The sequence below is a fragment of the Sporanaerobacter sp. PP17-6a genome, from assembly GCF_900095615.1.
Taxonomy (GTDB): Bacteria; Bacillota; Clostridia; order Tissierellales; family Acidilutibacteraceae; genus Acidilutibacter; species Acidilutibacter cellobiosedens.
On the sequence record NZ_FMIF01000019.1, the window covers coordinates 15,019 to 36,481 of the forward strand.

Annotated in this window: 21 protein-coding genes, 1 tRNA gene and 2 other annotated features; of the genes, 20 read left to right on the top strand and 2 right to left on the bottom strand. The window is 33.2% G+C overall.

Annotated features, from left to right (window positions below; genetic code table 11):
• Nucleotides 1-300: 300 nt before the first annotated feature.
• The 6 genes from PP176A_RS09110 to disA all read left to right on the top strand — a co-directional run bounded on the left by PP176A_RS09110 (nucleotide 301) and on the right by disA (nucleotide 7,375).
• Nucleotides 301-762 (top strand): CtsR family transcriptional regulator, encoded by a 462-nt coding sequence (locus tag PP176A_RS09110; RefSeq protein ID WP_071140169.1) that lies wholly within the window; start codon nucleotides 301-303, stop codon nucleotides 760-762.
• A 10-nt stretch (nucleotides 763-772) separates the two neighbouring features.
• Entirely contained in the window at nucleotides 773-1,285 is a 513-nt protein-coding gene (locus PP176A_RS09115) for a UvrB/UvrC motif-containing protein (protein ID WP_234958903.1), read from the top strand.
• A gap of 10 nt (nucleotides 1,286-1,295) precedes the next feature.
• Nucleotides 1,296-2,309: a protein arginine kinase gene (locus PP176A_RS09120; RefSeq protein ID WP_234958905.1), complete on the top strand. Its 1,014-nt coding sequence runs from the start codon at nucleotides 1,296-1,298 to the stop codon at nucleotides 2,307-2,309.
• 14 nt (nucleotides 2,310-2,323) lie between these two features.
• A complete protein-coding gene (locus PP176A_RS09125) occupies nucleotides 2,324-4,768 on the top strand; it encodes an ATP-dependent Clp protease ATP-binding subunit (protein WP_071140171.1) in 2,445 nt (814 codons plus the stop codon).
• A 153-nt stretch (nucleotides 4,769-4,921) separates the two neighbouring features.
• Nucleotides 4,922-6,292 carry a DNA repair protein RadA gene (gene radA, locus PP176A_RS09130; RefSeq protein WP_071140172.1) on the top strand — a complete coding sequence of 457 codons (1,371 nt, stop codon included), beginning with the start codon at nucleotides 4,922-4,924 and terminating at the stop codon, nucleotides 6,290-6,292.
• A gap of 3 nt (nucleotides 6,293-6,295) precedes the next feature.
• Nucleotides 6,296-7,375: a DNA integrity scanning diadenylate cyclase DisA gene (gene disA, locus PP176A_RS09135; protein WP_071140173.1), complete on the top strand. Its 1,080-nt coding sequence runs from the start codon at nucleotides 6,296-6,298 to the stop codon at nucleotides 7,373-7,375.
• A 227-nt stretch (nucleotides 7,376-7,602) separates the two neighbouring features.
• On the opposite strand, the gene PP176A_RS09140 is transcribed toward disA, so the two are convergent.
• The gene (locus PP176A_RS09140; protein ID WP_071140174.1) at nucleotides 7,603-8,019 is read right to left on the bottom strand and encodes a DUF1573 domain-containing protein; all 417 of its coding nucleotides are present in this window, start codon (nucleotides 8,017-8,019) and stop codon (nucleotides 7,603-7,605) included.
• A 246-nt stretch (nucleotides 8,020-8,265) separates the two neighbouring features.
• On the opposite strand from PP176A_RS09140, the gene PP176A_RS09145 reads away from it, so the two are divergent.
• The 5 genes from PP176A_RS09145 to PP176A_RS09165 all read left to right on the top strand — a co-directional run bounded on the left by PP176A_RS09145 (nucleotide 8,266) and on the right by PP176A_RS09165 (nucleotide 13,364).
• A complete protein-coding gene (locus PP176A_RS09145; protein ID WP_071140175.1) occupies nucleotides 8,266-8,751 on the top strand; it encodes a CarD family transcriptional regulator in 486 nt (161 codons plus the stop codon).
• Nucleotides 8,752-8,850: 99 nt separating this feature from the next.
• Nucleotides 8,851-9,948, top strand: coding sequence for a PIN/TRAM domain-containing protein (locus tag PP176A_RS09150; protein WP_071140176.1), 1,098 nt, complete (start codon nucleotides 8,851-8,853; stop codon nucleotides 9,946-9,948).
• A 104-nt stretch (nucleotides 9,949-10,052) separates the two neighbouring features.
• Entirely contained in the window at nucleotides 10,053-10,790 is a 738-nt protein-coding gene (gene ispD / locus PP176A_RS09155; RefSeq protein WP_071140177.1) for a 2-C-methyl-D-erythritol 4-phosphate cytidylyltransferase, read from the top strand.
• 10 nt (nucleotides 10,791-10,800) lie between these two features.
• A complete protein-coding gene (ispF, locus tag PP176A_RS09160; protein ID WP_071140178.1) occupies nucleotides 10,801-11,274 on the top strand; it encodes a 2-C-methyl-D-erythritol 2,4-cyclodiphosphate synthase in 474 nt (157 codons plus the stop codon).
• A gap of 93 nt (nucleotides 11,275-11,367) precedes the next feature.
• Nucleotides 11,368-11,582 (top strand) — a binding site (T-box leader).
• 48 nt (nucleotides 11,583-11,630) lie between these two features.
• Nucleotides 11,631-13,364, top strand: a complete 1,734-nt coding sequence (locus PP176A_RS09165) for a proline--tRNA ligase (protein ID WP_071140179.1) — start codon at nucleotides 11,631-11,633, stop codon at nucleotides 13,362-13,364.
• Between the two features lie 53 nt (nucleotides 13,365-13,417).
• Here PP176A_RS09165 and PP176A_RS09170 read toward each other — a convergent pair whose 3' ends face one another.
• Nucleotides 13,418-14,092, bottom strand: a complete 675-nt coding sequence (locus PP176A_RS09170; protein ID WP_071140180.1) for a LiaF transmembrane domain-containing protein — start codon at nucleotides 14,090-14,092, stop codon at nucleotides 13,418-13,420.
• A gap of 258 nt (nucleotides 14,093-14,350) precedes the next feature.
• On the opposite strand from PP176A_RS09170, the gene gltX reads away from it, so the two are divergent.
• From gltX to PP176A_RS09215, 9 genes are all read left to right on the top strand, one after another.
• The gene (gltX, locus tag PP176A_RS09175; protein WP_071140181.1) at nucleotides 14,351-15,838 is read left to right on the top strand and encodes a glutamate--tRNA ligase; all 1,488 of its coding nucleotides are present in this window, start codon (nucleotides 14,351-14,353) and stop codon (nucleotides 15,836-15,838) included.
• Nucleotides 15,839-15,887: 49 nt separating this feature from the next.
• Nucleotides 15,888-16,106: a binding site (T-box leader), on the top strand.
• 46 nt (nucleotides 16,107-16,152) lie between these two features.
• Nucleotides 16,153-17,550, top strand: coding sequence for a cysteine--tRNA ligase (gene cysS, locus PP176A_RS09180; RefSeq protein ID WP_071140182.1), 1,398 nt, complete (start codon nucleotides 16,153-16,155; stop codon nucleotides 17,548-17,550).
• Between the two features lie 3 nt (nucleotides 17,551-17,553).
• Nucleotides 17,554-17,970 carry a Mini-ribonuclease 3 gene (locus PP176A_RS09185; protein WP_071140183.1) on the top strand — a complete coding sequence of 139 codons (417 nt, stop codon included), beginning with the start codon at nucleotides 17,554-17,556 and terminating at the stop codon, nucleotides 17,968-17,970.
• A gap of 21 nt (nucleotides 17,971-17,991) precedes the next feature.
• Nucleotides 17,992-18,762 carry an FAD-dependent thymidylate synthase gene (thyX, locus tag PP176A_RS09190; RefSeq protein WP_071140184.1) on the top strand — a complete coding sequence of 257 codons (771 nt, stop codon included), beginning with the start codon at nucleotides 17,992-17,994 and terminating at the stop codon, nucleotides 18,760-18,762.
• Nucleotides 18,763-18,860: 98 nt separating this feature from the next.
• Nucleotides 18,861-19,613: a 23S rRNA (guanosine(2251)-2'-O)-methyltransferase RlmB gene (rlmB, locus tag PP176A_RS09195; RefSeq protein ID WP_071140185.1), complete on the top strand. Its 753-nt coding sequence runs from the start codon at nucleotides 18,861-18,863 to the stop codon at nucleotides 19,611-19,613.
• Nucleotides 19,600-20,130 (top strand): NYN domain-containing protein, encoded by a 531-nt coding sequence (locus tag PP176A_RS09200; RefSeq protein WP_071140186.1) that lies wholly within the window; start codon nucleotides 19,600-19,602, stop codon nucleotides 20,128-20,130. The genes rlmB and PP176A_RS09200 overlap by 14 nt, the downstream gene beginning before the upstream one ends.
• A gap of 84 nt (nucleotides 20,131-20,214) precedes the next feature.
• Nucleotides 20,215-20,862: an RNA polymerase sporulation sigma factor SigH gene (sigH, locus tag PP176A_RS09205; protein ID WP_083381885.1), complete on the top strand. Its 648-nt coding sequence runs from the start codon at nucleotides 20,215-20,217 to the stop codon at nucleotides 20,860-20,862.
• A gap of 60 nt (nucleotides 20,863-20,922) precedes the next feature.
• Nucleotides 20,923-20,998, top strand: a tRNA-Thr gene (locus PP176A_RS09210).
• A 78-nt stretch (nucleotides 20,999-21,076) separates the two neighbouring features.
• Nucleotides 21,077-21,463, top strand: a 387-nt coding sequence (locus PP176A_RS09215) for a GTP-binding protein (protein ID WP_200796113.1), incomplete at its 3' end; no start/stop codon positions are given.

The following is a 21,463-nucleotide window of genomic DNA, read 5'->3' on the forward strand; positions in this document are numbered from 1 at the left end:
ACCCGTAGAGAAATCCCGATTTATCTTAGTACATATTTAGCCCTGAATGGATAAAAGAAGTTTCCTTAATATGTCAATATTTCAATAGAGATTTTTTTATATGTTTGAATTTATTATGATTAAGGCGAGAAAATGGGAGAAATATTGAAATAATATCATGTAAATGCTTATCTACTGATGATATTATTATATTTTATGGATATATGAATTATATTGAATGTTGAAAAAAAGTATTATATAGGAGAAAATTAGTATAGAAAGGCAAAGAAAGTCAAAGTCAAATAAATTAGGGTGATAAAAATGCCGAGGTTGAGTAACATAATTGAAGAATTTATTAAAAATTTACTAGATGAAACTGATAACGGAGTAGTTGAAATTCAAAGAAATGAATTGGCACAATATTTTGATTGTGCTCCTTCACAAATAAATTATGTCCTTACTACAAGGTTTACTCCATACAAAGGGTATTATATAGAAAGCAGGAGAGGCGGAGGAGGATATATAAAAATTGTAAAGGTGGGAATATCTGAAGATAGTGATATTAATGATTTGTTAGTTAATACTATAGGGCAATCTATATCTAAAACCAAAGCATATAGTATTATTGAAAGGCTAAGTGAGGAAGGTATCGTAACTGAAAGAGAAGGAGATATGATGAAGATTGCAATTGGAGATAGAACGCTTAAGAATGTTTATGACAATAGGAATGAATTGAGAGCAGATATACTTAAAAATATGCTTTTAGTATTGTTACGAGAATAAAGGGGGTAGAATGATCATGTTATGTCAGCAATGCAAGAAAAGACCAGCAACTATGCATTATACTAAAATAGTTAACGGAGTGGTGACGGAGATTCATCTTTGTAGCGAGTGTGCTAAAGAATACAAGGATGTGGATTTTGATACTAATTTTTCTTTTCACAAATTTTTGACGGGATTAATAGATAATATACAAGGAGAAACTGTTAAGGAAAATAAATGTGATTTAAAATGTTCCTATTGTGGTATGGATTATAATGAATTTAAACAAACAGGAAAATTAGGATGTCCAAATTGTTATATATCTTTTAAAGAAAAATTGATTCCCTTATTAACGGAAATTCATGGTCATAATAATCATATAGGGAAAATTCCTAAGGCATCTATAGGGACCATAGGAATAAGAACTGAAATAGATAAGCTCAAAATTCAACTGGATAACTATGTAAAAGAAGAACAATTTGAAAGAGCGGCCGTTATAAGAGATAAAATAAAGAAGCTTCAGAAGGATATTGAACAGAAATAGAGGTGATATAGTGAAGTGGCTCGATAGAGAAGGTATGGATGAAGATGTTGTGGTAAGCAGCAGAGTAAGGCTTGCCAGAAATATAAGAGATGAAAAATTTCCACAGCGAATGAGTCTAAATGAATCTCAGGTTGTTACAGAGAAGATTTTGAATGCTATGGAAAAAAGTAATCTGCCTGAGAAATATAATTTTAAAAGAATAGAAGATTTATCTTCCTTGGAGAGAAGAGCATATGTTGAAGAGCATCTCATAAGTCCCGGACTTATAGAAGTTCCTGATAAATCAAGTTTTTTTTTACGGGAAGATGAAGCGGTTACTATTATGATTAATGAAGAAGATCATTTGAGAATGCAGGTTTTATTTCCCGGATTGTATCTGGAGGAAGGATGGAAACTTTGTTCTGAAATTGATGATTTCCTGGAAAAGAATATAGATTATGCTTACAGTGAAAAGTTTGGCTATCTTACATCTTGTCCAACTAATGTGGGAACAGGCATGAGAATATCGTGTATGGTTCATTTGCCTTGTTTGGTGTTAACAGGGTATATAGATAGTTTGATCTCTGCATTGAATCAAATAGGACTCACTGTGAGAGGGATATATGGGGAAGGAAGTCAAATATTGGGAAATTTATTTCAAATATCAAATCAGACAACACTGGGAGAAACGGAGGAGGAAATAGTTCAGAAGTTAAAAAATGTAATTTTGGAGGTCATTGAGAAAGAAAGAAATCTGAGATTAAGGTTATTGGAAACAAAAAAAATCGATATGGAAGATAGAGTATTTCGTGCATTAGGTCTGCTTAAATATTCAAGAGTTATGACTTCCGGTGAGACGATGAAATTGTTCTCCGATATAAAGATGGGTATAGAAATGGGCATAATTAAAGATATAAAGTTAAAGGATATAGATCAACTGATGATTTTATGTCAACCGTCAAGTTTACAAAGATATTACGGAAAAGATATGATTCCAGAAGAAAGAGATATAAAAAGAGCTGAGTTGATACGAGAAAGGTTTTAAGAAGGAGGGATATTATGGCAATGTTTGGAAGATTTACAGAAAGTGCTCAAAAAGTAATGCTCTTGGCTCAGCAAGAAGCTCAAAAGCTAAGACATAATTATGTAGGAACGGAGCATCTGCTTTTGGGATTATTAGAAGAAGATGAAGGTATTGCTGCCCAATCGTTGAAAAATGCAGGATTGAATGTGGATATTTTAAGAGAACAAATAATAAAGGCTGTAGGATATGGCAGTTATGAAACGGATATATTAGGATTCACTCCTAGGACTAAAAGAGTATTTGAATTGGGATTTTTGGAAGCAAGGAACTTAGGAAATAATTATATAGGAACTGAGCATATTCTTCTTGGATTATTGGAAGAAGGAGAAGGGGTAGCTGTAGTTGTCTTAAGAAGCTTAGGAGTTGATGTAGAAAAGCTAAGAGAAGATGTTATAGAAATGCTTACAGAAAATAATATGAAGGCATCTCAGGGAGACGGAAGAAGTAGGAGCAGCACTCCTAATCTCGATAAATACAGTTCTGATTTAAATAAGCTTGCAAAAGATGGTAAAATAGATCCTGTCATAGGGAGAACGAAAGAAATAGAGAGAGTAATTCAGGTGCTGAGCAGAAGAACTAAGAATAACCCATGCTTAATTGGAGAACCGGGGGTAGGAAAGACAGCAATTGCAGAAGGATTAGCTCAAAAGATAATTGAAGGAAAAGTTCCGGATATGATTAAGGATAAAAGAGTTGTATCCTTGGATTTGGCAAGCATGATTGCAGGAGCTAAATATAGAGGAGAATTTGAAGAAAGATTTAAAGCAGTTATGAAGGAGCTGAAAGAATCTAAGGACGTTATATTGTTTATTGATGAACTCCATACCATAGTTGGGGCGGGAGCAGCAGAAGGAGCGATAGATGCGTCGAATATATTAAAACCGGTTTTGGCTCGGGGAGAACTTCAAATAATAGGTGCGACAACTACTGATGAATATAGAAAACATATAGAAAAGGATTCTGCTTTAGAGAGAAGATTTCAGCCCATAATGGTTGAAGAACCCACAATAGAAGATACAATTAAAATACTTGAAGGGCTAAGAGATAGATATGAAGCTTATCATAGAGTCAAAATAACTGACCAGGGAATAAAAGCTGCTGTAGAGCTTTCGGCCAGATATATAACAGATAGATTTCTTCCCGATAAGGCAATAGATTTAATGGATGAAGCTGCTTCTATGGTGAGATTGAAATCAATAACAACTCCTAATGGCTTGAAAAGCTTAGAAGATAAGTTGGAAGAATTATCTCAGGAAAAAGAAGAAGCGATTAATAATCAAAATTATGAAAAAGCAGCAAAAGTAAGAGATATGGAAAGAAAAATAAAAGCAGAAATGGAATTCAAAAAGTCTCAATGGGATAAAGAAAAGAAGGATTCTAATATAGAAGTCGGATATGATGAAATAGCCGCTGTAGTTTCAAACTGGACTGGGATTCCTGTGAATAAAATGACAATGGAAGAAAGCCAAAGACTTCTTAATTTAGAAAAAGTTCTCCATGAGAAGGTTGTTGGGCAAGATAAAGCTGTTGAAGCCGTTTCAAGAGCTGTTAGAAGAGCGAGAGTGGGACTTAAGGATCCTAAAAAGCCTATAGGGACTTTTATCTTTGTAGGGCCCACGGGAGTGGGCAAAACTTATCTTGCAAAGGCTCTGGCAGAGGCATTATTTGGCGACGAAGATGCTATGATAAGGGTTGATATGTCGGAGTATATGGAGAAATATTCTGTATCAAAATTAATAGGTTCGCCTCCGGGGTATGTAGGATATGATGAAGGAGGACAGCTAACGGAAATGGTTAGAAGGAGACCTTATTCCGTAATATTGTTTGATGAAATAGAAAAGGCTCATCCGGATGTATTTAATGTTCTTCTTCAAATATTAGATGACGGAAGACTTACGGATTCTAAGGGGAGGACTGTGGATTTCAAAAATACGGTGATAATTATGACATCAAATGTAGGGGCAACTTTGCTTAAAAAGCAAAATGTCCTCGGATTTACAAGGCAGTCTTCGGAGGAAAAGGAAGAATATGAAAAAATGAAGGAAACTATACAGGCAGAATTAAGAAGAACATTCAGACCTGAATTTTTGAACAGAATTGATGACATAATTATATTCCATTCTCTTAATGAAACCCAGGTAAAAGAAATTGTGGATATAATGATTAAGAATCTGCAGAAGAGGCTCAAAAAAATGGATATCAATGTGAAAATAAGCGATGAAACAAGAAGCTTCATAAGCAAGAAAGGATTTGACCCAGAATTTGGGGCAAGACCTTTGGAGAGAGTTATAAGAAGTATGATAGAGGATCAGCTGGCTGAGGAAATTCTTAAAGGTAATGTGTCTAAGACAGATAATATATTAATTAATTATGATGGAGATAAATTGATATTTAATAAGGAACCTGTATTAAATAGATAAAATTATTTTACAGATATTCCTATTTTATCTTGTTTAAAATAGGAGTATCTGTTTTTTGTTATAGTCCATAGAAAAATCATATTTTCCTTAATTTATTAATGCTTTAACAGAAGCCTTTTTTATAATGGATAAAATAAAATTGGAGGAGATTTTGTGAAATTAAAAACGAAATATGTTTGCCAAAATTGTGGGTATGAAACTCTTCGATGGTTGGGAAAATGTCCTTCATGTAATGCATGGAATTCATTTGTCGAAGAAGTAATAAAAAGGGAAGAAAAAACTTCACATATTAACACACTTGACAACATATCTGAAAGAAAGATAGAGAGACTAATTGATGTGGAAATAGATGAAGAGGATAGAATTGAAATAGGGATCGAAGAATTTGACAGGGTTCTCGGAGGAGGAATAGTGAAGGGCTCTCTTATTCTTGTAGGAGGTGAGCCGGGAATAGGAAAATCCACTCTTTTAATTCAAATGGCAAATCAACTGTCCAAGAAGGGATTAAAGATTTTATATGCATCGGGAGAAGAGTCCTTCAAACAAATAAAAATAAGAGCAGAAAGGTTAAATTTAAATTCTCAAGAACTATATATTATATCCGAAACTAATTTGGACATAATTGAAAAGGGAATAGATAAAATTTTACCAGACATACTCATAATTGATTCCGTTCAAACGGTTTATAGTTCAGATATTATGTCGGCTCCGGGAAGTGTTAGCCAGGTGAGAGAGTCAACTTATAAGTTGATGAAAATAGCCAAGGAAAAAGCCATAGCTACTTTTATAGTGGGCCATGTGACTAAAGAGGGTTCAATTGCGGGTCCTAAGGTATTGGAACATATGGTAGATACTGTTCTTTATCTTGAGGGGGAGATGTACCATAGTTACAGGATACTTAGAGCGGTTAAAAATAGATTTGGCTCTACAAATGAGATAGGAATGTTTGAGATGAAAGATAAAGGCCTTGAAGAAATTGAAGACCCATCTGCAGCTCTTCTTTCGGGAAGACCTATGGACACATCAGGTACTGTAGTAGTACCAAGTATAGAAGGTACAAGGCCTATGCTTGTGGAAGTTCAATCTCTTGTAAGCTCTACCCCTTTTGGAATACCTCGAAGAGTTGCCATGGGAATAGACTATAATAAAGTCATACTTATGATAGCGGTTTTGGAGAAGAAAATGGGCTATAAGCTTCAAAATTATGATGTGTATATTAATATTGCAGGAGGAATAAAATCGAAAGAACCATCTATGGATCTGGGAATAATTATATCTATTGCGTCCAGTTATAAAGACGCTTTTATATCCCCGGGAACCGTGGTTATGGGGGAAGTAGGATTGGCAGGAGAAGTACGTTCAGTAAGCTTTGTTGAGAGAAGAGTTAAGGAAGCGGCTAAATTGGGATTTGATACTGCATTGATTCCAAAGGCCAATTTAAAAGATATAAAAGATGTTAAAGGGATAAAAATAATAGGGATATCTTCAGTTGAAGAAGGATTGAATATGGTTTTCGGAGGATAATTTATGAAAAATGACAATTTAAAGCAAGAACTATATAATTCTCTTAGAATGTTAGCACCTGGTACAGAACTGAGATTAGGAATAGACAATATTGTGAGATCCAAAACAGGAGCTTTAATTGTAATTGGAAATGAAGAGGACGTTTTGAAAATTATAGATGGAGGATTTATTATCGATAAAGATTATACTCCATATTATATTTATGAATTGGCAAAGATGGATGGTGCGGTTATTATATCGTCAGATTGTAAAAAGATTCTCTATGCTAATGTTCAGTTGCTGCCTGATCAAAATATTTTTTCACAAGAAACGGGTATAAGGCACAGAACGGCTGAAAGGGTATCTAAGCAAACCAAAGCCTTAGTTGTAGCTGTGTCTCAAAGAAGGAACATTATTACATTGTATAAAGGAAATATTAAATATGTTTTAAGGGATACGAATCAAGTACTAAATAAAGCAAACCAAGCCATACAAGTTTTGGAAAAGTATAAAGCCGTCTTTAATCAAGCTATAAATAATCTGACTATTCTTGAATTTGAAGATTTGGTTACAGTATATGATGTAGCAAAGATTATACAGAAAGTTGAAATGATTGAAAGAATAGAAGAAGAAATTGAAAGATATATATTGGAGTTAGGGAATGAAGGAAGACTTATAACTATGCAGATGGAAGAGATTATGAGCAATGTGAAGGAAGATAAGATGAATATAATAAAGGATTACTGGTATCACAATCAAGAAAAATCATATCAGAAAATAAATGAGGAAATAATGAATCTTTCTTCTGAAGAATTGCTAAATTTATCTAATATTGCTCGGATTTTTGGCTATGATAACGATAATAATTCATTAGATATGAATATATATCCAAAAGGATATAGAATATTAAACAAAATTCCCAGAATTTCTTCTGGAGTTTTAGAAAATGTGATAAAAATGTTCGGATCTTTACAACGGATATTAAAAGCTTCTGTATCAGAATTGGATTTGGCAGAGGGAGTAGGAGAAATAAGAGCGAAAATAATAAAGGAAGGGCTTAAAAGGTATCAGGATCAAGTATTTATAGAACGACATATAATATAAAAGTAAGGAAGAATAAAATTATACTTGACCTAAAATGGATTTCAAAAAAGGCTTCTTGATTTTATATAGAAGCCTTTTTCATACTAATTCTGATATTCCTAACTACTTGCTACCAATCCATTAAGATAGCATTGAGCACATATCTATAAACCTTCATCCCACATTAAAACTGGGGGATTTCGGCTAAGACTTTGTAAGATAGATTTTAGGTAAAACATTTCATGACATTACTTAAGATTGTATATTCCCAAAGTTTTTATATTTCTGTATTCAGTATTTATTACATCAGTTAGGCTTATATTTAAAGTATCGCATAAAGCAGCCAAGTAGAAAATATATTCTCCCATTTCTTCTTCGATTTTTTCTTTGCAAACTTCACACAGATTTCCCTCTACATGGTTTTTTAAACTTTGCCTAACTTCATCAAGAGTATTTTTATCATATTCTTGTTTTGAAGCTTTAATGGAAATGCAACCGCAAGATGTGGCAGATTTAACTACTGCCCTGTTGATTCGTGAATTGCATTCGTCTAACTTAGTGATTATATCCAAAATACTTTTATGCCTGATGATTACTTCTGCAACCTTGCATTGAAAATCGCAATATGTTACGTTTTTATCATTATTTGCTGTAGCTCTGTCCATATAATCCCACCTCAGTCAAAAAGATTCATACTATAATCTCATTATACTTAAGTAGACAAGCTGTTGTCAAATAATTCTTGAAATATATTAATTAATTTTTTTAAAAAAGAAAAGATATGAAAAAAAATATGAAAAAATATTAAGTTGACAAATTGATAAGTAATGTGGTAAAATTAAAAATTTGACAATCATTACCTAATCCTGTATAATAAAAATATAATAAGCTAATAATAGGAGGTTGTCACTATGTTTAATATAGGGGATAAAATAGTATATCCTATGCATGGTGCTGGAATTATAATTGCAATAGAAGAGAAGGAAATACTGGGAGAGAAGAGGAAGTACTATATTATGAAAATGCCTATAGGAGATATGCGGGTGATGATTCCGGTAGACAATATTGAGGAAATAGGTATAAGAGAAATTATTAGTGATAAGGAAATAAAAGAGGTTTTTAATGTTCTTAAAGGAAATATTACGAAGATGCCTCAAAATTGGAACAGACGTTATAGGCTTAATATGAATAAAATAAGAAGTGGAAATGTGTTTGAAATTGCATCTGTTGTGAGAAATCTAATGATAAGGGATAAACAAAAGGGATTGTCTACGGGAGAAAGAAAGATGCTTAATAGTGCGAAACAAATGCTTATAAGTGAAATTGTTTTAGTAGTCGGCAGAAATCCTGAAGAGGCGGAAGAATTAATTGAAGAAGCAGTTAATTTTTCAAATTAAATATAACTTAGTTTTAATAAAAAACATTTTTCATTAAAATTAAGTTATATAATTTATTTTAATGGAAATAAATATAATAAATGAGGAGGTGAAGTTTATATGGTAGATAAAATTATAAAAGGAATTATTACCATAGTAGGAATATTAATTGGATATGGAGTTATGGCAGCTTTAAAAAGCCTAAATATATTGGATGTTTCTGATTTAGGCTTGGTGGGTTTAGTAATTTATATAGGAGTAAGTTTAATCTTCGGAATCATATTTTTTCTTTTAGCTCCCAAATTTATAAAAGGAGAGGAGAAATTTATTCAATTCTTAGAGGTAGAGCTTCAAAAAATTCCGGCTGCAGATATTGCGATGGGTTCCATGGGACTTATAGTGGGATTGATAATAGCGTATCTTTTGAGTCAACCTTTTTATAATCTGAAAATTCCTTACTTAGGAGTAGGAATATCTATAATTCTTTATTTGATCTTTGGGTATTTAGGTATAAAAGTTGCAACGAGAAAAAGGGAAGATTTTGTTAGCACATTTAGCAATTTAAGAAAAAATATAGGAAAAGAAAAAACTAAAACAACAAGTAAATCATGTGCTAAAATACTTGACACAAGCGTAATAATTGACGGCAGAATTGCAGACCTGTGTAAGACAGGGTTCATAGAGGGGCCTCTTATAATACCCGATTTTGTGCTGGAAGAATTGCAGCATATAGCTGATTCTTCAGATGGATTAAAAAGGAATAGAGGAAGAAGAGGATTGGATATTTTAAATAGAATTCAGAAAGAGCTGGATATGGAAGTAATTATATACGATAAAAAGGTAGACAATGCTCAAGAGGTTGATGCAAAGCTTTTAAAGCTTGCTCAACATTTGAAGGGAAAGGTTATAACAAATGATTATAACCTTAATAAAGTAGCAGAGGTTCAAGGAATTGAGGTTTTAAATATTAATGAATTAGCAAATGCCATTAAACCTGTAGTATTGCCGGGAGAAGAAATGATAGTTCAGGTTATAAGAGACGGAAAGGAATCAGGGCAAGGATTAGCGTATTTAGATGACGGAACTATGATAGTTGTAGAAGGAGGCAAAAAGCATATAGGTGAAACAGTCGGTGTTTTAGTTACATCCGTTCTACAAACTTCCGCAGGTAGGATGATATTTGCAAAGCCCAAATATCTTGTAGATAAAGCAGTTTAGGGTCTATATAGACCCTAATATTTTTTTATTTTTGGGGTAAGATAGTAGAAATATATTTCATGTTGTATTTTATTATGCTATAATGTGTAAGAGGTGATAGAGCCATGTATAAAAGCTATTTTGTTTCGGCCATAATAGCTGCAGCCGGAATGAGCAATAGAATGGGGAGTAAAATAAATAAACAATTTATACATATAGATAGTAAACCGATATTAGCTCATGCAATAGAAAAATTTGAAACAGACAGATTTGTAGATGAAATAGTTGTAGTGTGCAGAGAAGAAGAGATAGAATATTGCAGAAGAGAAATAGTCAAGAAATATGGATTTAAAAAGGTTATGAAAATTGTAAAGGGAGGAAAGGAAAGGCAGGATTCGGTATATAATGGACTGATGGCATTAGATAAAAAATGTGATATGGTTCTTATTCATGACGGAGCCAGACCTTTTGTAAAAGTAGAAAGCATTGAAGCGGGAATAAAGGGAGTGGAAGAAAACGGAGCCTGCATTATAGGAGTTCCCGTTAAGGATACTATCAAATTGATAAAGGATGAATGTATTATAGAAAATACTCCTGATAGAAGATTTATATGGGCTGCTCAGACTCCTCAATGTTTTTTTTATGATATTATAATGAAAGCTTACAGGCAAGCTGTAGAGGATCAATTTATAGGTACGGATGACGGTATGCTTGTAGAAAGATTGGGATATAAAGTAAAGATGATTATGGGAGATTACAATAATATAAAAATAACTACTCCGGAAGATTTAATAATAGCAGAATCCATAGTTAAAGAGAAGGACTTTATTTATATGAAAAATTTAATTTTTCGTACCAGATAGGGTGATAATGATGAGAATAGGAATAGGATATGATGCTCACCAACTGACAGAAGAAAGGAAATTAATATTGGGAGGAGTGGAAATTCCTCATGAAAAAGGTTTAAAAGGTCATTCAGATGCGGATGTATTAATCCATGCTATAATGGATTCCATGTTGGGAGCCTTGGCATTGGGAGATATAGGGAAATATTTTCCTGATACCGATATGAAATATAAAGATATATCAAGCTTAATTCTTTTGAAAAGGGTATATAATATAATTAAAGATAAGGGATATGGAATAGGAAATATGGATTGTATTATTGTGGCTCAAAGACCAAAGCTTGCTTCATATATTGATAAAATGAAAGCCAATATATCTCATGTATTGAATATATCAGAGGATAATATAGGTATTAAGGCTACGACTACTGAATACTTGGGATTTGAAGGAAGAGAAGAAGGGATTTCCGCTTATAGCGTTTGTTTGTTAATTCCGATTTAGAACAGAGGATTTAATTTCTGGATAAAGAGAGCAGTATATTTAATATAAATTATTTGACAAGGAGAATTTTTTTTAGTATTATAAAAAAAACAAGATATTGCGTTGAAGGAAAATAGTAGACGATTATGACTTTAGAGAGAAAGTTCAAAGGTGAAATACTTTTAGTCCTCTAAGAATCGAACCCATTCCGGAGCTTTCAGTCAGAATTTAGTATGTCTGAACGATAGTATCGTTAAAACTTATGAGAGGATTTATAAAAATTAAATCCATTAGAGTGGTACCACGGATTTCAAACCTTCGTCTCTTCCTGAGATGAAGGTTTTTTTAGTTTAAACCAAATGAAAGGAGATAGAAAAATGAAAATGTCTGAATTATATGTTCCAACATTAAGGGAAATACCTTCAGAAGCAGAAATACCAAGTCATCAACTTCTTTTAAGAGCGGGTATGATGAGAAAACTGGTTTCCGGAATATATTCCTATTTGCCTTTGGGCTATAGAGTTATAAGAAAAATTGAGAAAATAGTCAGAGAAGAAATGGATAAATCCGGTTGTCAAGAACTTTTAATGTCAGCTATACAACCTAAAGAATTATGGGTGGAAAGCGGAAGATGGGAAAATTATGGACCTGAGATGTTTAAATTAGAGGATAGAAACAATAGAGAATTTTGCCTTGGGCCTACTCATGAAGAATATTTTACTGCATTAATAAAAGATGAAATCAAATCTTATAAGCAATTGCCGCTGAATTTGTATCAAATACAAACAAAATACAGGGATGAAAAGAGGCCGAGGTTTGGGCTTATAAGAAGTAGAGAATTTATAATGAAAGATGCCTATAGTTTTGACAGGGATTTCCAAGGAATGAAGGCAGCCTATCAGAATATGTGGGATGCCTATGAAAAGGTGTTTAAAAAGCTTAGGCTGAAATTTAAAATAGTAGAGGGAGATTCGGGAGCAATGGGAGGAAACGAATCTCATGAATTTATTGCATTATCGGAGGTAGGGGAAGGAAGAATAGCTTACTGCGATAATTGCGAGTATGCGGCAACAGACGAGAAGGCTAAGGTATCCTATGACTTAAGATGTAAGGATGAGGAAGAAAAAAAAGTTGAAAAAGTTTATACTCCGGATTTAAGGACCATAGAGGAAGTGTCGGCTTTTCTGAAAATCGAAGGATGTAATTTCGCTAAGGCACTAATTTATAAGGCAAAAGATGAAATAGTATTTGTTTTGATACCGGGGGACAGGGAATTAAATGAAATAAAATTGTGCCATTATTTAGGTATTGCAGAACATGAGCTTGAACTGGCAGATGAAGATGTAATAAAAGAAATTACCGGAGCTTGTGTGGGATTTTCCGGACCTATAGGACTAAAAAAAGGAGTAAGGCTTCTTGTGGATTCAAGAATTACTAAGATGAAAAATTTCGTAGTAGGAGCAAATGAAACAAACTATCATCTTAGAAATGTAAATTATAACAGGGATTTTTCGGGAGAAGTCGTAGAGGATCTTCTTCTTGTAAAGGAAGGGGATTTATGCCCTAAGTGCGGGAAACATTTAAAAATGGACAGAGGAATAGAAGTTGGAAATATATTTCAATTGGGTACTAAATATAGTAAAAGTTTAAACGCAACTTATCTTGATGAAAACGGAAAAGGACAGTATTTTTATATGGGTTCTTATGGAATAGGAGTATCAAGAACTGCAGCAGCAATTGTAGAACAGTGTCATGATGATAAAGGGATAATTTGGCCATTAATAGTGTCACCATATCACGTAATAATTACAGTAATTAATGTAAAGGATCAGTCCCAGACAGACTTGGGAGAAAAAATATATGAAGAATTGGATAAATTAGGATTGGAAGTGATCCTTGATGACAGAAACGAAAGAGCAGGAGTTAAATTCAATGACAGAGATTTAATAGGAATTCCTATTAGGATTACTGTAGGAAAAAGAGCAAAAGAAAATATAGTGGAATATTCTTTAAGGGCATCAGAGGACAATATAGAAATAAGTACAGGTAAAATAATTGAAAATATAAAGAGAGAATTTAAAAATCAAGATTTAGATATAAAAGAGATATGAGATCAAGAAAAAGGATTTACCGATTATATTTTTTATCAGTAAATCCTTTCTTCTTATTTTATTTCTATTCCACCGAAAGCCGCTAAACATGTTATATTAAGGATAGGAGCATTTGGATCCGAATTTATTGGAGTTTTATTGGACCAGCCTCCGAATATAGGCAGGCCCGAAACTTCTACTCTCCAATTTTCAGGAACAAATACATCTATCCCTCCAAAGAAAGCATTGAGTTCTAAATAAGCTTCTCCTTCTGAAATGTTTGCTCCTCTTAAATCTATGTCTGCCCCTCCAAACAAAACTGTTACATTTCCTCCCTTAAAAGATGAAGATTGATTTAAGGTATGAAGCCCAGAAAACAAACAGAAGGATTCAATAGTACTTTTGCTGTTCTCTTCACCGACCTGATATTTTTTTGAATTCCTCATTTTGGGTATCAAAAGATTAAAACCTATAATTAGTAAGATAATAGGCCAGAATATATCCCAAAAGCTAAAATGTATTAAATTTAAATTATATGATTGGAAATAAGCCCCTATTAGCAATATTATTATACCTGTGATTTTGGAACTGTTTTTATCCGAAAGTTTGACTAATCCTATAATTATAAAGATTAAGGGCCAATAAGTATGAATGATGTTATTAAAATAGAATCCCGGCAGAAACCTCTGTACAAGAAAGCCAACACCAAGTAATATCAATATTATTCCTATAATGTAATTGTTTTTCATATTTTCCTCCCTTCATATTTAATATTGTTTTTATAACCCATACCTATTTTATTCAATTTGGATGGGTTATAAAGATCTCTCTGATATGTTAATGTTTTAATAGAAACCCTTTTATTTTATTATATTATGATTATATTCATAAGTACATATAAATTTTATTTTAAATTGTCGGGATAAGATTTCACCCATAGGTTGATACTCTATTATGAGTAGTATATAATTATAACTATAATTAGACTTAAACAGGAGGTGTCAGTTTTGAAAGAAGTAAGATTAAGATTTGCTCCAAGTCCAACAGGTTTTATACATATAGGTTCTATTAGGACTGCTTTATACAACTATTTATATGCCAGACGCAATAATGGAAAGTTTATTTTAAGGATAGAAGATACTGACCAGACAAGATTTGTAGAAGGAGCAATTGAAAATTTAATTAAGTCTTTGAATTGGGCGGGAATTGAAATCGATGAAGGTGTTTGCTTTGATGATAATGGCAATATTATTCAAAAAGGAGAATATGGCCCCTATATTCAATCAGAGAGGCTTAGTATTTACAAGAAATATGTAAATGAGTTGATAGAAAAAGGTTACGCATATTATTGTTTCTGTTCTAAGGAAAGATTGGAGAAAGTAAGGGAGGAACAGAAGGTAAAAGGTCTTATTCCGAGGTACGATGGCCTTTGCAGGAGTATTTCGTTGGAAGAGGCAAGGAAACGTATTGCGAATGGGGAAGAATACGTAATAAGACTTAAGCTTCCTCATAATAAGGATATAAAGTTTCACGATTTGGTAAGAGGAGATATTGTTATGAATACAGATGATTTAGATGATCAGGTTCTCATGAAATCAGACGGTTTTCCTACTTATCATTTGGCTGTAGTGGTAGATGATCATTTAATGAAAATAACTCATATTATCCGAGGAGAAGAGTGGCTTGCATCTACACCGAAGCATGTATATCTTTATGAAGCATTTGGCTGGGAGAGTCCTCAATATGTTCATCTTCCCGTGGTACTGAATAAGGACAGAAAAAAATTAAGCAAAAGACAAGGGGATGTATCTGTGGAGGATTTCAGAAAAAGCGGATATCTTCCGGAAGGACTTGTGAATTATCTTGCATTAGTGGGATGGAGTCCGGAAGGCAATGAAGAAATTTTATCCATGGAGGAAATGATAAAGCAATTTTCTTTTGAAAGAGTTGCAAAGACCGGGGGAGTATTTGATAAGGATAAATTGGATTGGGTCAACGGACATTATATCAGAAGTTCAAGCATAAAAAGAATAACGGATCTTTCAATACCCTATTTGATAGAAGCAAATTATATAACAAAAGAGGATGTAAAGAACAGGTATGATTGGATAGAAACTATAGTTGAAACCGTTCAAGAAAGTTTATCTACAATTAAGGATATTGTTGATAAGACAAAGATATTTTTTGAAGATAAAGTAACTTTGGAAGGGGAAGAGGTATTAGAAGTATTAAAAGGAGATCAAGTTCATGTCTTATTTGATGCTTTTGAAGCGGAACTTGAAGATATAGATGAAATAGACAAAGAATTTGCTAAGGGGATAATGAAAAAAGTTCAGAAGAAAACAGGAATAAAAGGGAAAAATTTATATATGCCCATAAGAATTGCTTTAACAGGAAATATGCACGGCCCTGAACTTGTAAACATTATTTATATTTTGGGGAAAGATAAAATAACAGACAGAATAAAATATATTAAAGAAAAATATTTAATATAGTCCTTGAAAATGTCATCATATTATTGTAAAATATAGAACAAATAAATATTAAAAGGTATTGAAAAGGAGAGTAAGCTCAACATGCTCTTAGAGAGGGATTTTTGATTTGGCTGAAAAAAATTCCGGGCCAATGTTTAGCTGAAGTGCACCTTTAAACTGTTGTTCCGAAATTAATTAGGAATTTCCGGTGTTAACCGTTATCAATTTTTGAGTTGGGTTTTTTAATGAAACCAAATCAGAGTGGAACCGCGATAACACCGTCTCTGTAATGTGAGGCGGTGTTTTGATATATAATAAGATAGGAGAATGAGAATATGAGACTGTACAATACTTTAACGAGAAGGAAGGAAAAATTTGTCCCAATAAGGGAAAAAGAGGTAAGTATTTATGTATGCGGCCCTACAGTTTATAATTATATTCATGTGGGCAATGCCAGACCTTTAGTTATATTTGATACTTTGAGGAGATATTTAAAATACAAGGGTTACAAGGTTAAATTTTTAGTTAATTTTACTGATATAGACGACAAGATGATAAAAAAAGCAAAGGAAGAAGGAAAAACCGTTAAAGAAATAGCGGATAAATTTATTGCCGAATACTACAAAGATTCAAAAGGACTTTTAATTGAGGAGGAGGATACGTTTCATCCTAAAGCTACAGACAATATAAAAGAAATCGTTGAATTTGTCCAGGAGCTTATTAATAAAGGCTGTGCTTATAACGTGGAGGGAAATGTATATTTTGATATAACTAAGGATAAAGATTATGGCAAACTCTCAAAGAAGAATATTGATGAACTTATGTGCGGAGCAAGAGTTGAGGTAAGTGAAGAAAAACATAATCCTATGGATTTTGCTCTTTGGAAAAAGGCAAAGGAGGGAGAACCTTATTGGGAAACTCCCTGGGGGAAAGGCAGACCTGGATGGCATATTGAATGCTCCGCCATGGCAAGAGAGTTTTTGGGGGATACTATTGATATTCATGCGGGAGGGGAAGACCTTCAGTTTCCTCATCATGAAAACGAAATTGCCCAAAGTGAGACTTTAACAGGAAAACCCTTTGCCAACTATTGGCTCCATAATGCCATGATAAATGTGGAAAATGTAAAAATGTCTAAATCTAAACTGAACTTTTTTACAGTAAGGGAAATAGGGCAAGTAGTAGATCTGGAAGTTTTGAGGTTTTTTATCCTTCAGTCTCATTACAGAAGTCCCGTTAATTTCAATAAAGAACTTCTCCTTCAGGCAGGAAACGGATTAGAAAGATTATATAACGGGAAGAAAAATTTAGAATATTTATTAAATAAATGTACTACCGTAGAATTTAATGAAAAAGCTGATTCCATGAAAAAAGCAATTGACCTATTTAAAGAAAAATTTATTAACTCAATGGAAGATGACATAAATACTGCTGATAGTGTATCTGCTTTATTTGAACTGATAAAATGGGCAAACACAAATTTAAATGAAAATTCGTTGAAGAATGTGGTACAATATGCATATAGCACTTTAATGGAATTAACAAATATACTGGGCATATTATCTAAAAAAGATGAAATGCTGGATAATGATATAACGGAATTAATTGAAAAGAGAACAGAAGCGAGGAGAAATAAGGATTTTAAGCTTGCGGACAAAATTAGAGATGAATTAAAAGAAAAAGGTATAATACTGGAAGATACATCGGAAGGAGTCAAATGGAAAAGAGTATAGAAAATGGAAAATGAATATAACAACGTATTAGGAAAATTAAAAAATATAACTGTAGAGGAGATAGACAGTTTGTCTCCTCTACAGTTGGCTTACTTAGGAGATGCGGTATACGAACTGTTAGTCAGAACTTATATTATAAATATAAACAGAAATTTGAAGGTTCAGGAACTTCATCAGAAAGCTACAGAATTTGTAAGCGCCAAAGCTCAATCGGATATTATACACAAATTGGAGAAGTATTTAACTGAAGAAGAAATGGGAATTGTGAAAAGAGGGAGAAATGCTAAAATAAATAGCCATCCAAAAAATTTTAGCGTTTTGGAATATAAGTATGCCACAGGATTTGAAACTTTAATTGGATATTTATATTTAAAAGGGCAAGAGGATAGAATCATACAGTTATTTTCTTTTATAGTATAGAGTTATATGGAGGTTTTGATTATGGAGAGCAATTTAAAAGTGAAATTATTAAGATACACCTTAGACGGTGAAAAATTAGTGGCACAGGCGGCAAAGCTCTGTTATTCTTCTGTAACAATTGAAGAAATTGAAGAAGATTTGAATGAAAAAAAAGTGGACAACTTTATTAACATGCTCATGAATTTAGGGCATGAATCTCCTATTGAACATGTTTCCTTCACTTTTGGAGTGGAAGGTATTTCGAGAGTTCTTTCCCATCAATTGGTGAGGCATAGAATAGGGAGCTATTCTCAACAGTCTCAGAGATATGTAAGACTGGATGGTTTTGATTATGTAATTCCTCCGGCGATTGCAGATATTCCTGAAGCTAAAGAGATGTTTCAAAAGGCAATGAAAGAAGATCAACAATATTATAATCAAATTACGGAAATGTTGTATAATGATTATCTGAAAAAGTATATGGATATGGGAGAAAGTGAAAAATCAGCAAGGAATAAAGCTGAAAAATCTTCTATAGAAGATGCCAGATATGTATTTCCCAATGCCTGTGAAACAAAGATAATATTTACTATGAATACCAGAAGTTTATTTAATTTTTTCAGGCTCAGATGTTGTAATAGAGCACAATGGGAGATAAGGCTGTTAGCTACCGAGATGTTGAGATTGGTTAAAGGGGTATATCCTTCTTTATTTAAGAATGCGGGACCTGAGTGTATTACGGGTTCTTGTCCTGAAGGGAAGATGACCTGCGGAAAGATCAATGAAGTGAGAGAAAAATTTTTAAATTTATAATAAGTTGTATGTATTGATACAAATTTTTATGTATAATATATGTAATATCTTTTAAATTTAAAATATGTTAATTTTTGGGATGCATAGGGAGTGAAAATATGGAAGGAGATTATATAGTAGGAAGAAATCCTATTTTTGAGGCACTAAAATCTAATAGGGAAATTGATAAGATATTTATACTTAAAGGCGAGTTAAAAGGAAGCATAAATAAAATAATAGGAGAGGCAAAGGATAGGCATATTCCCATTCAGTATGTAGAAAGAGGAAAGCTGGATGGAATATCGGGCAGTATCCCTCATCAGGGAGTTGCCGCATTAGTTAGTTCCTATGCATATTCAACTGTTGATGATATTTTGAATGCATCGGCAGAAAAGTCAGAAGAACCTTTTATTATAATACTTGATGGAATAGAAGATTCTCATAATTTGGGAGCAATAATAAGAACGGCTGAAGCGGGAGGAGCCCATGGAATAATAATACCAAAACACAGATCTGCAACATTAACTCAGGCTGTTGCAAAGGCTTCAGCAGGAGCTATTGAATGGATTAAAGTGGCGAGAGAAACCAATATATCTGCTACTATACAATACCTTAAGAAAAAAGGACTATGGATATTTGGAGCAGATATGGCCGGTGAAAACTATTATTATGAAACTGATTTAAAAGGGCCTATCGCATTGGTTATAGGCAGTGAAGGTAAAGGATTATCAAGGCTGGTAAAAGAAAACTGCGATTTTCTTATTAAAATTCCTATGGTTGGGCATATATCGTCTTTAAATGCATCAAATGCTGTTTCTGTATTAATATATGAAGTTGTGAGACAGAGAAGTTTGAAAAATGAAAAAAGATGAGAAAAAGTTTAACGAGTATTTGTTTGTTGATGGATATAATATTATAAATTCGTGGGAAAAACTTCGCTCTTTGAGCGAAGTGAGCTTAGAAATGGCGCGGGAAGAGCTTATTGAAGTAATGGCGGAATATCAGTATTATTCAGGTATAAAAGTAATAATAGTATTTGATGGTCACTTGGTAAAGGGAAATGGGGGAGAAAGCAATAGGATAAAAGAAGTAGATGTCATATATACAAAAGAATATGAAACTGCCGATCAATATATAGAAAGAGCATTAGATGAAATAGGTAGAATAAAGAAGGTGACGGTAGCTACTTCTGATTGGATGGAACAACAAGTAATTTTAGGAAGAGGGGGGACGAGAATATCGGCAAGGGAATTGGAAATGGAAATATTGGATCAAAAAAGGCTTTTGAAAAACAGAGAAAAGAAGAAGAATGAAACCAATAATTTGATTATGGGAAAACTTGATGATGAGATAATTAAAAAATTGAAGAAGTGGAAAAGTTATGAATGATCTTGACTATGAACGGATATTTATTTATAATTTAATTAATTAAGTCGGAAATAATATAATTGGCTTTTCTGGAGGGGATACTTAGTGGGATTAGGTTTATACAATGAATTGAACTTATCTTACTTTAACAGCATGGAAGATGAAGATGTGGTGGAAGAGGCAAAGAAAGGGAATCGTCAGGCCTTAGAATATTTGATCAATAGATATAAAAATTTTGTAAGAGCTAAAGCAAGATGCTATTTTTTAATTGGTGCGGATAAAGAAGATATTATTCAAGAAGGAATGATTGGACTTTATAAAGCCATTAGAGACTATAATAAGGATAAGTTAACTTCCTTCAAAGCGTTTGCAGAGTTATGTATAACAAGACAAATAATAACGGCGATTAAAACTGCAACAAGACAGAAACATATTCCTTTGAATTCCTATGTATCTTTAAACAAACCTATATATGATGACGAATCCGATAGAACTTTACTTGATGTTCTTTCGGGAGTTAAGGTTACGGATCCGGAAGAACTTATAATCAGCAGAGAAGAATTGTCCTACATGGAATCAAAGATAGGAGAAATACTCAGCAATTTGGAGTGGGAAGTGTTAACATCATATTTGGATGGGAAAACATATCAAGAAATCGCAGTGGATTTGGACAGGCATGTAAAGAGTATAGATAATGCATTGCAGAGGGTTAAAAGAAAGTTAGAGAGATATCTGGAACTCAAAGAAGATTAGATTAATTTAGTATTGACAAGGAAGAATGTAGGTAGTAAAATACTTAGGGTGGTTATAGATGCCCATGTAGCTCAATAGGTAGAGCACTTGCATGGTAAGCAAGAGGTAACCGGTTCGATTCCGGTCATGGGCTCCAATTTGTGTTATTTTACAGCTATGGAACACCCGGGGGAGTTTATTTAATTAGATTATTGTTTAAGGAGGAATCAAGGAGATGGCAAAGCAACATTATGAAAGAAATAAACCTCACGTAAATATAGGAACAATAGGACACGTAGATCATGGTAAAACGACGCTTACCGCAGCAATCACATTGGTGTTGAATAAGAGATACGGATTAGGTAATGTAATGACATACGACAACATAGATAAAGCTCCAGAGGAAAGAGAAAGAGGAATAACGATCTCAACAGCTCACGTAGAGTATGAGACGAAGAAACGTCATTATGCCCATGTAGACTGTCCGGGACATGCAGATTATATAAAGAATATGATAACAGGAGCAGCCCAAATGGACGGAGCAATACTTGTAGTATCAGCGGCAGACGGGCCAATGCCACAAACAAGAGAGCATATATTGCTGGCAAGACAGGTAGGAGTG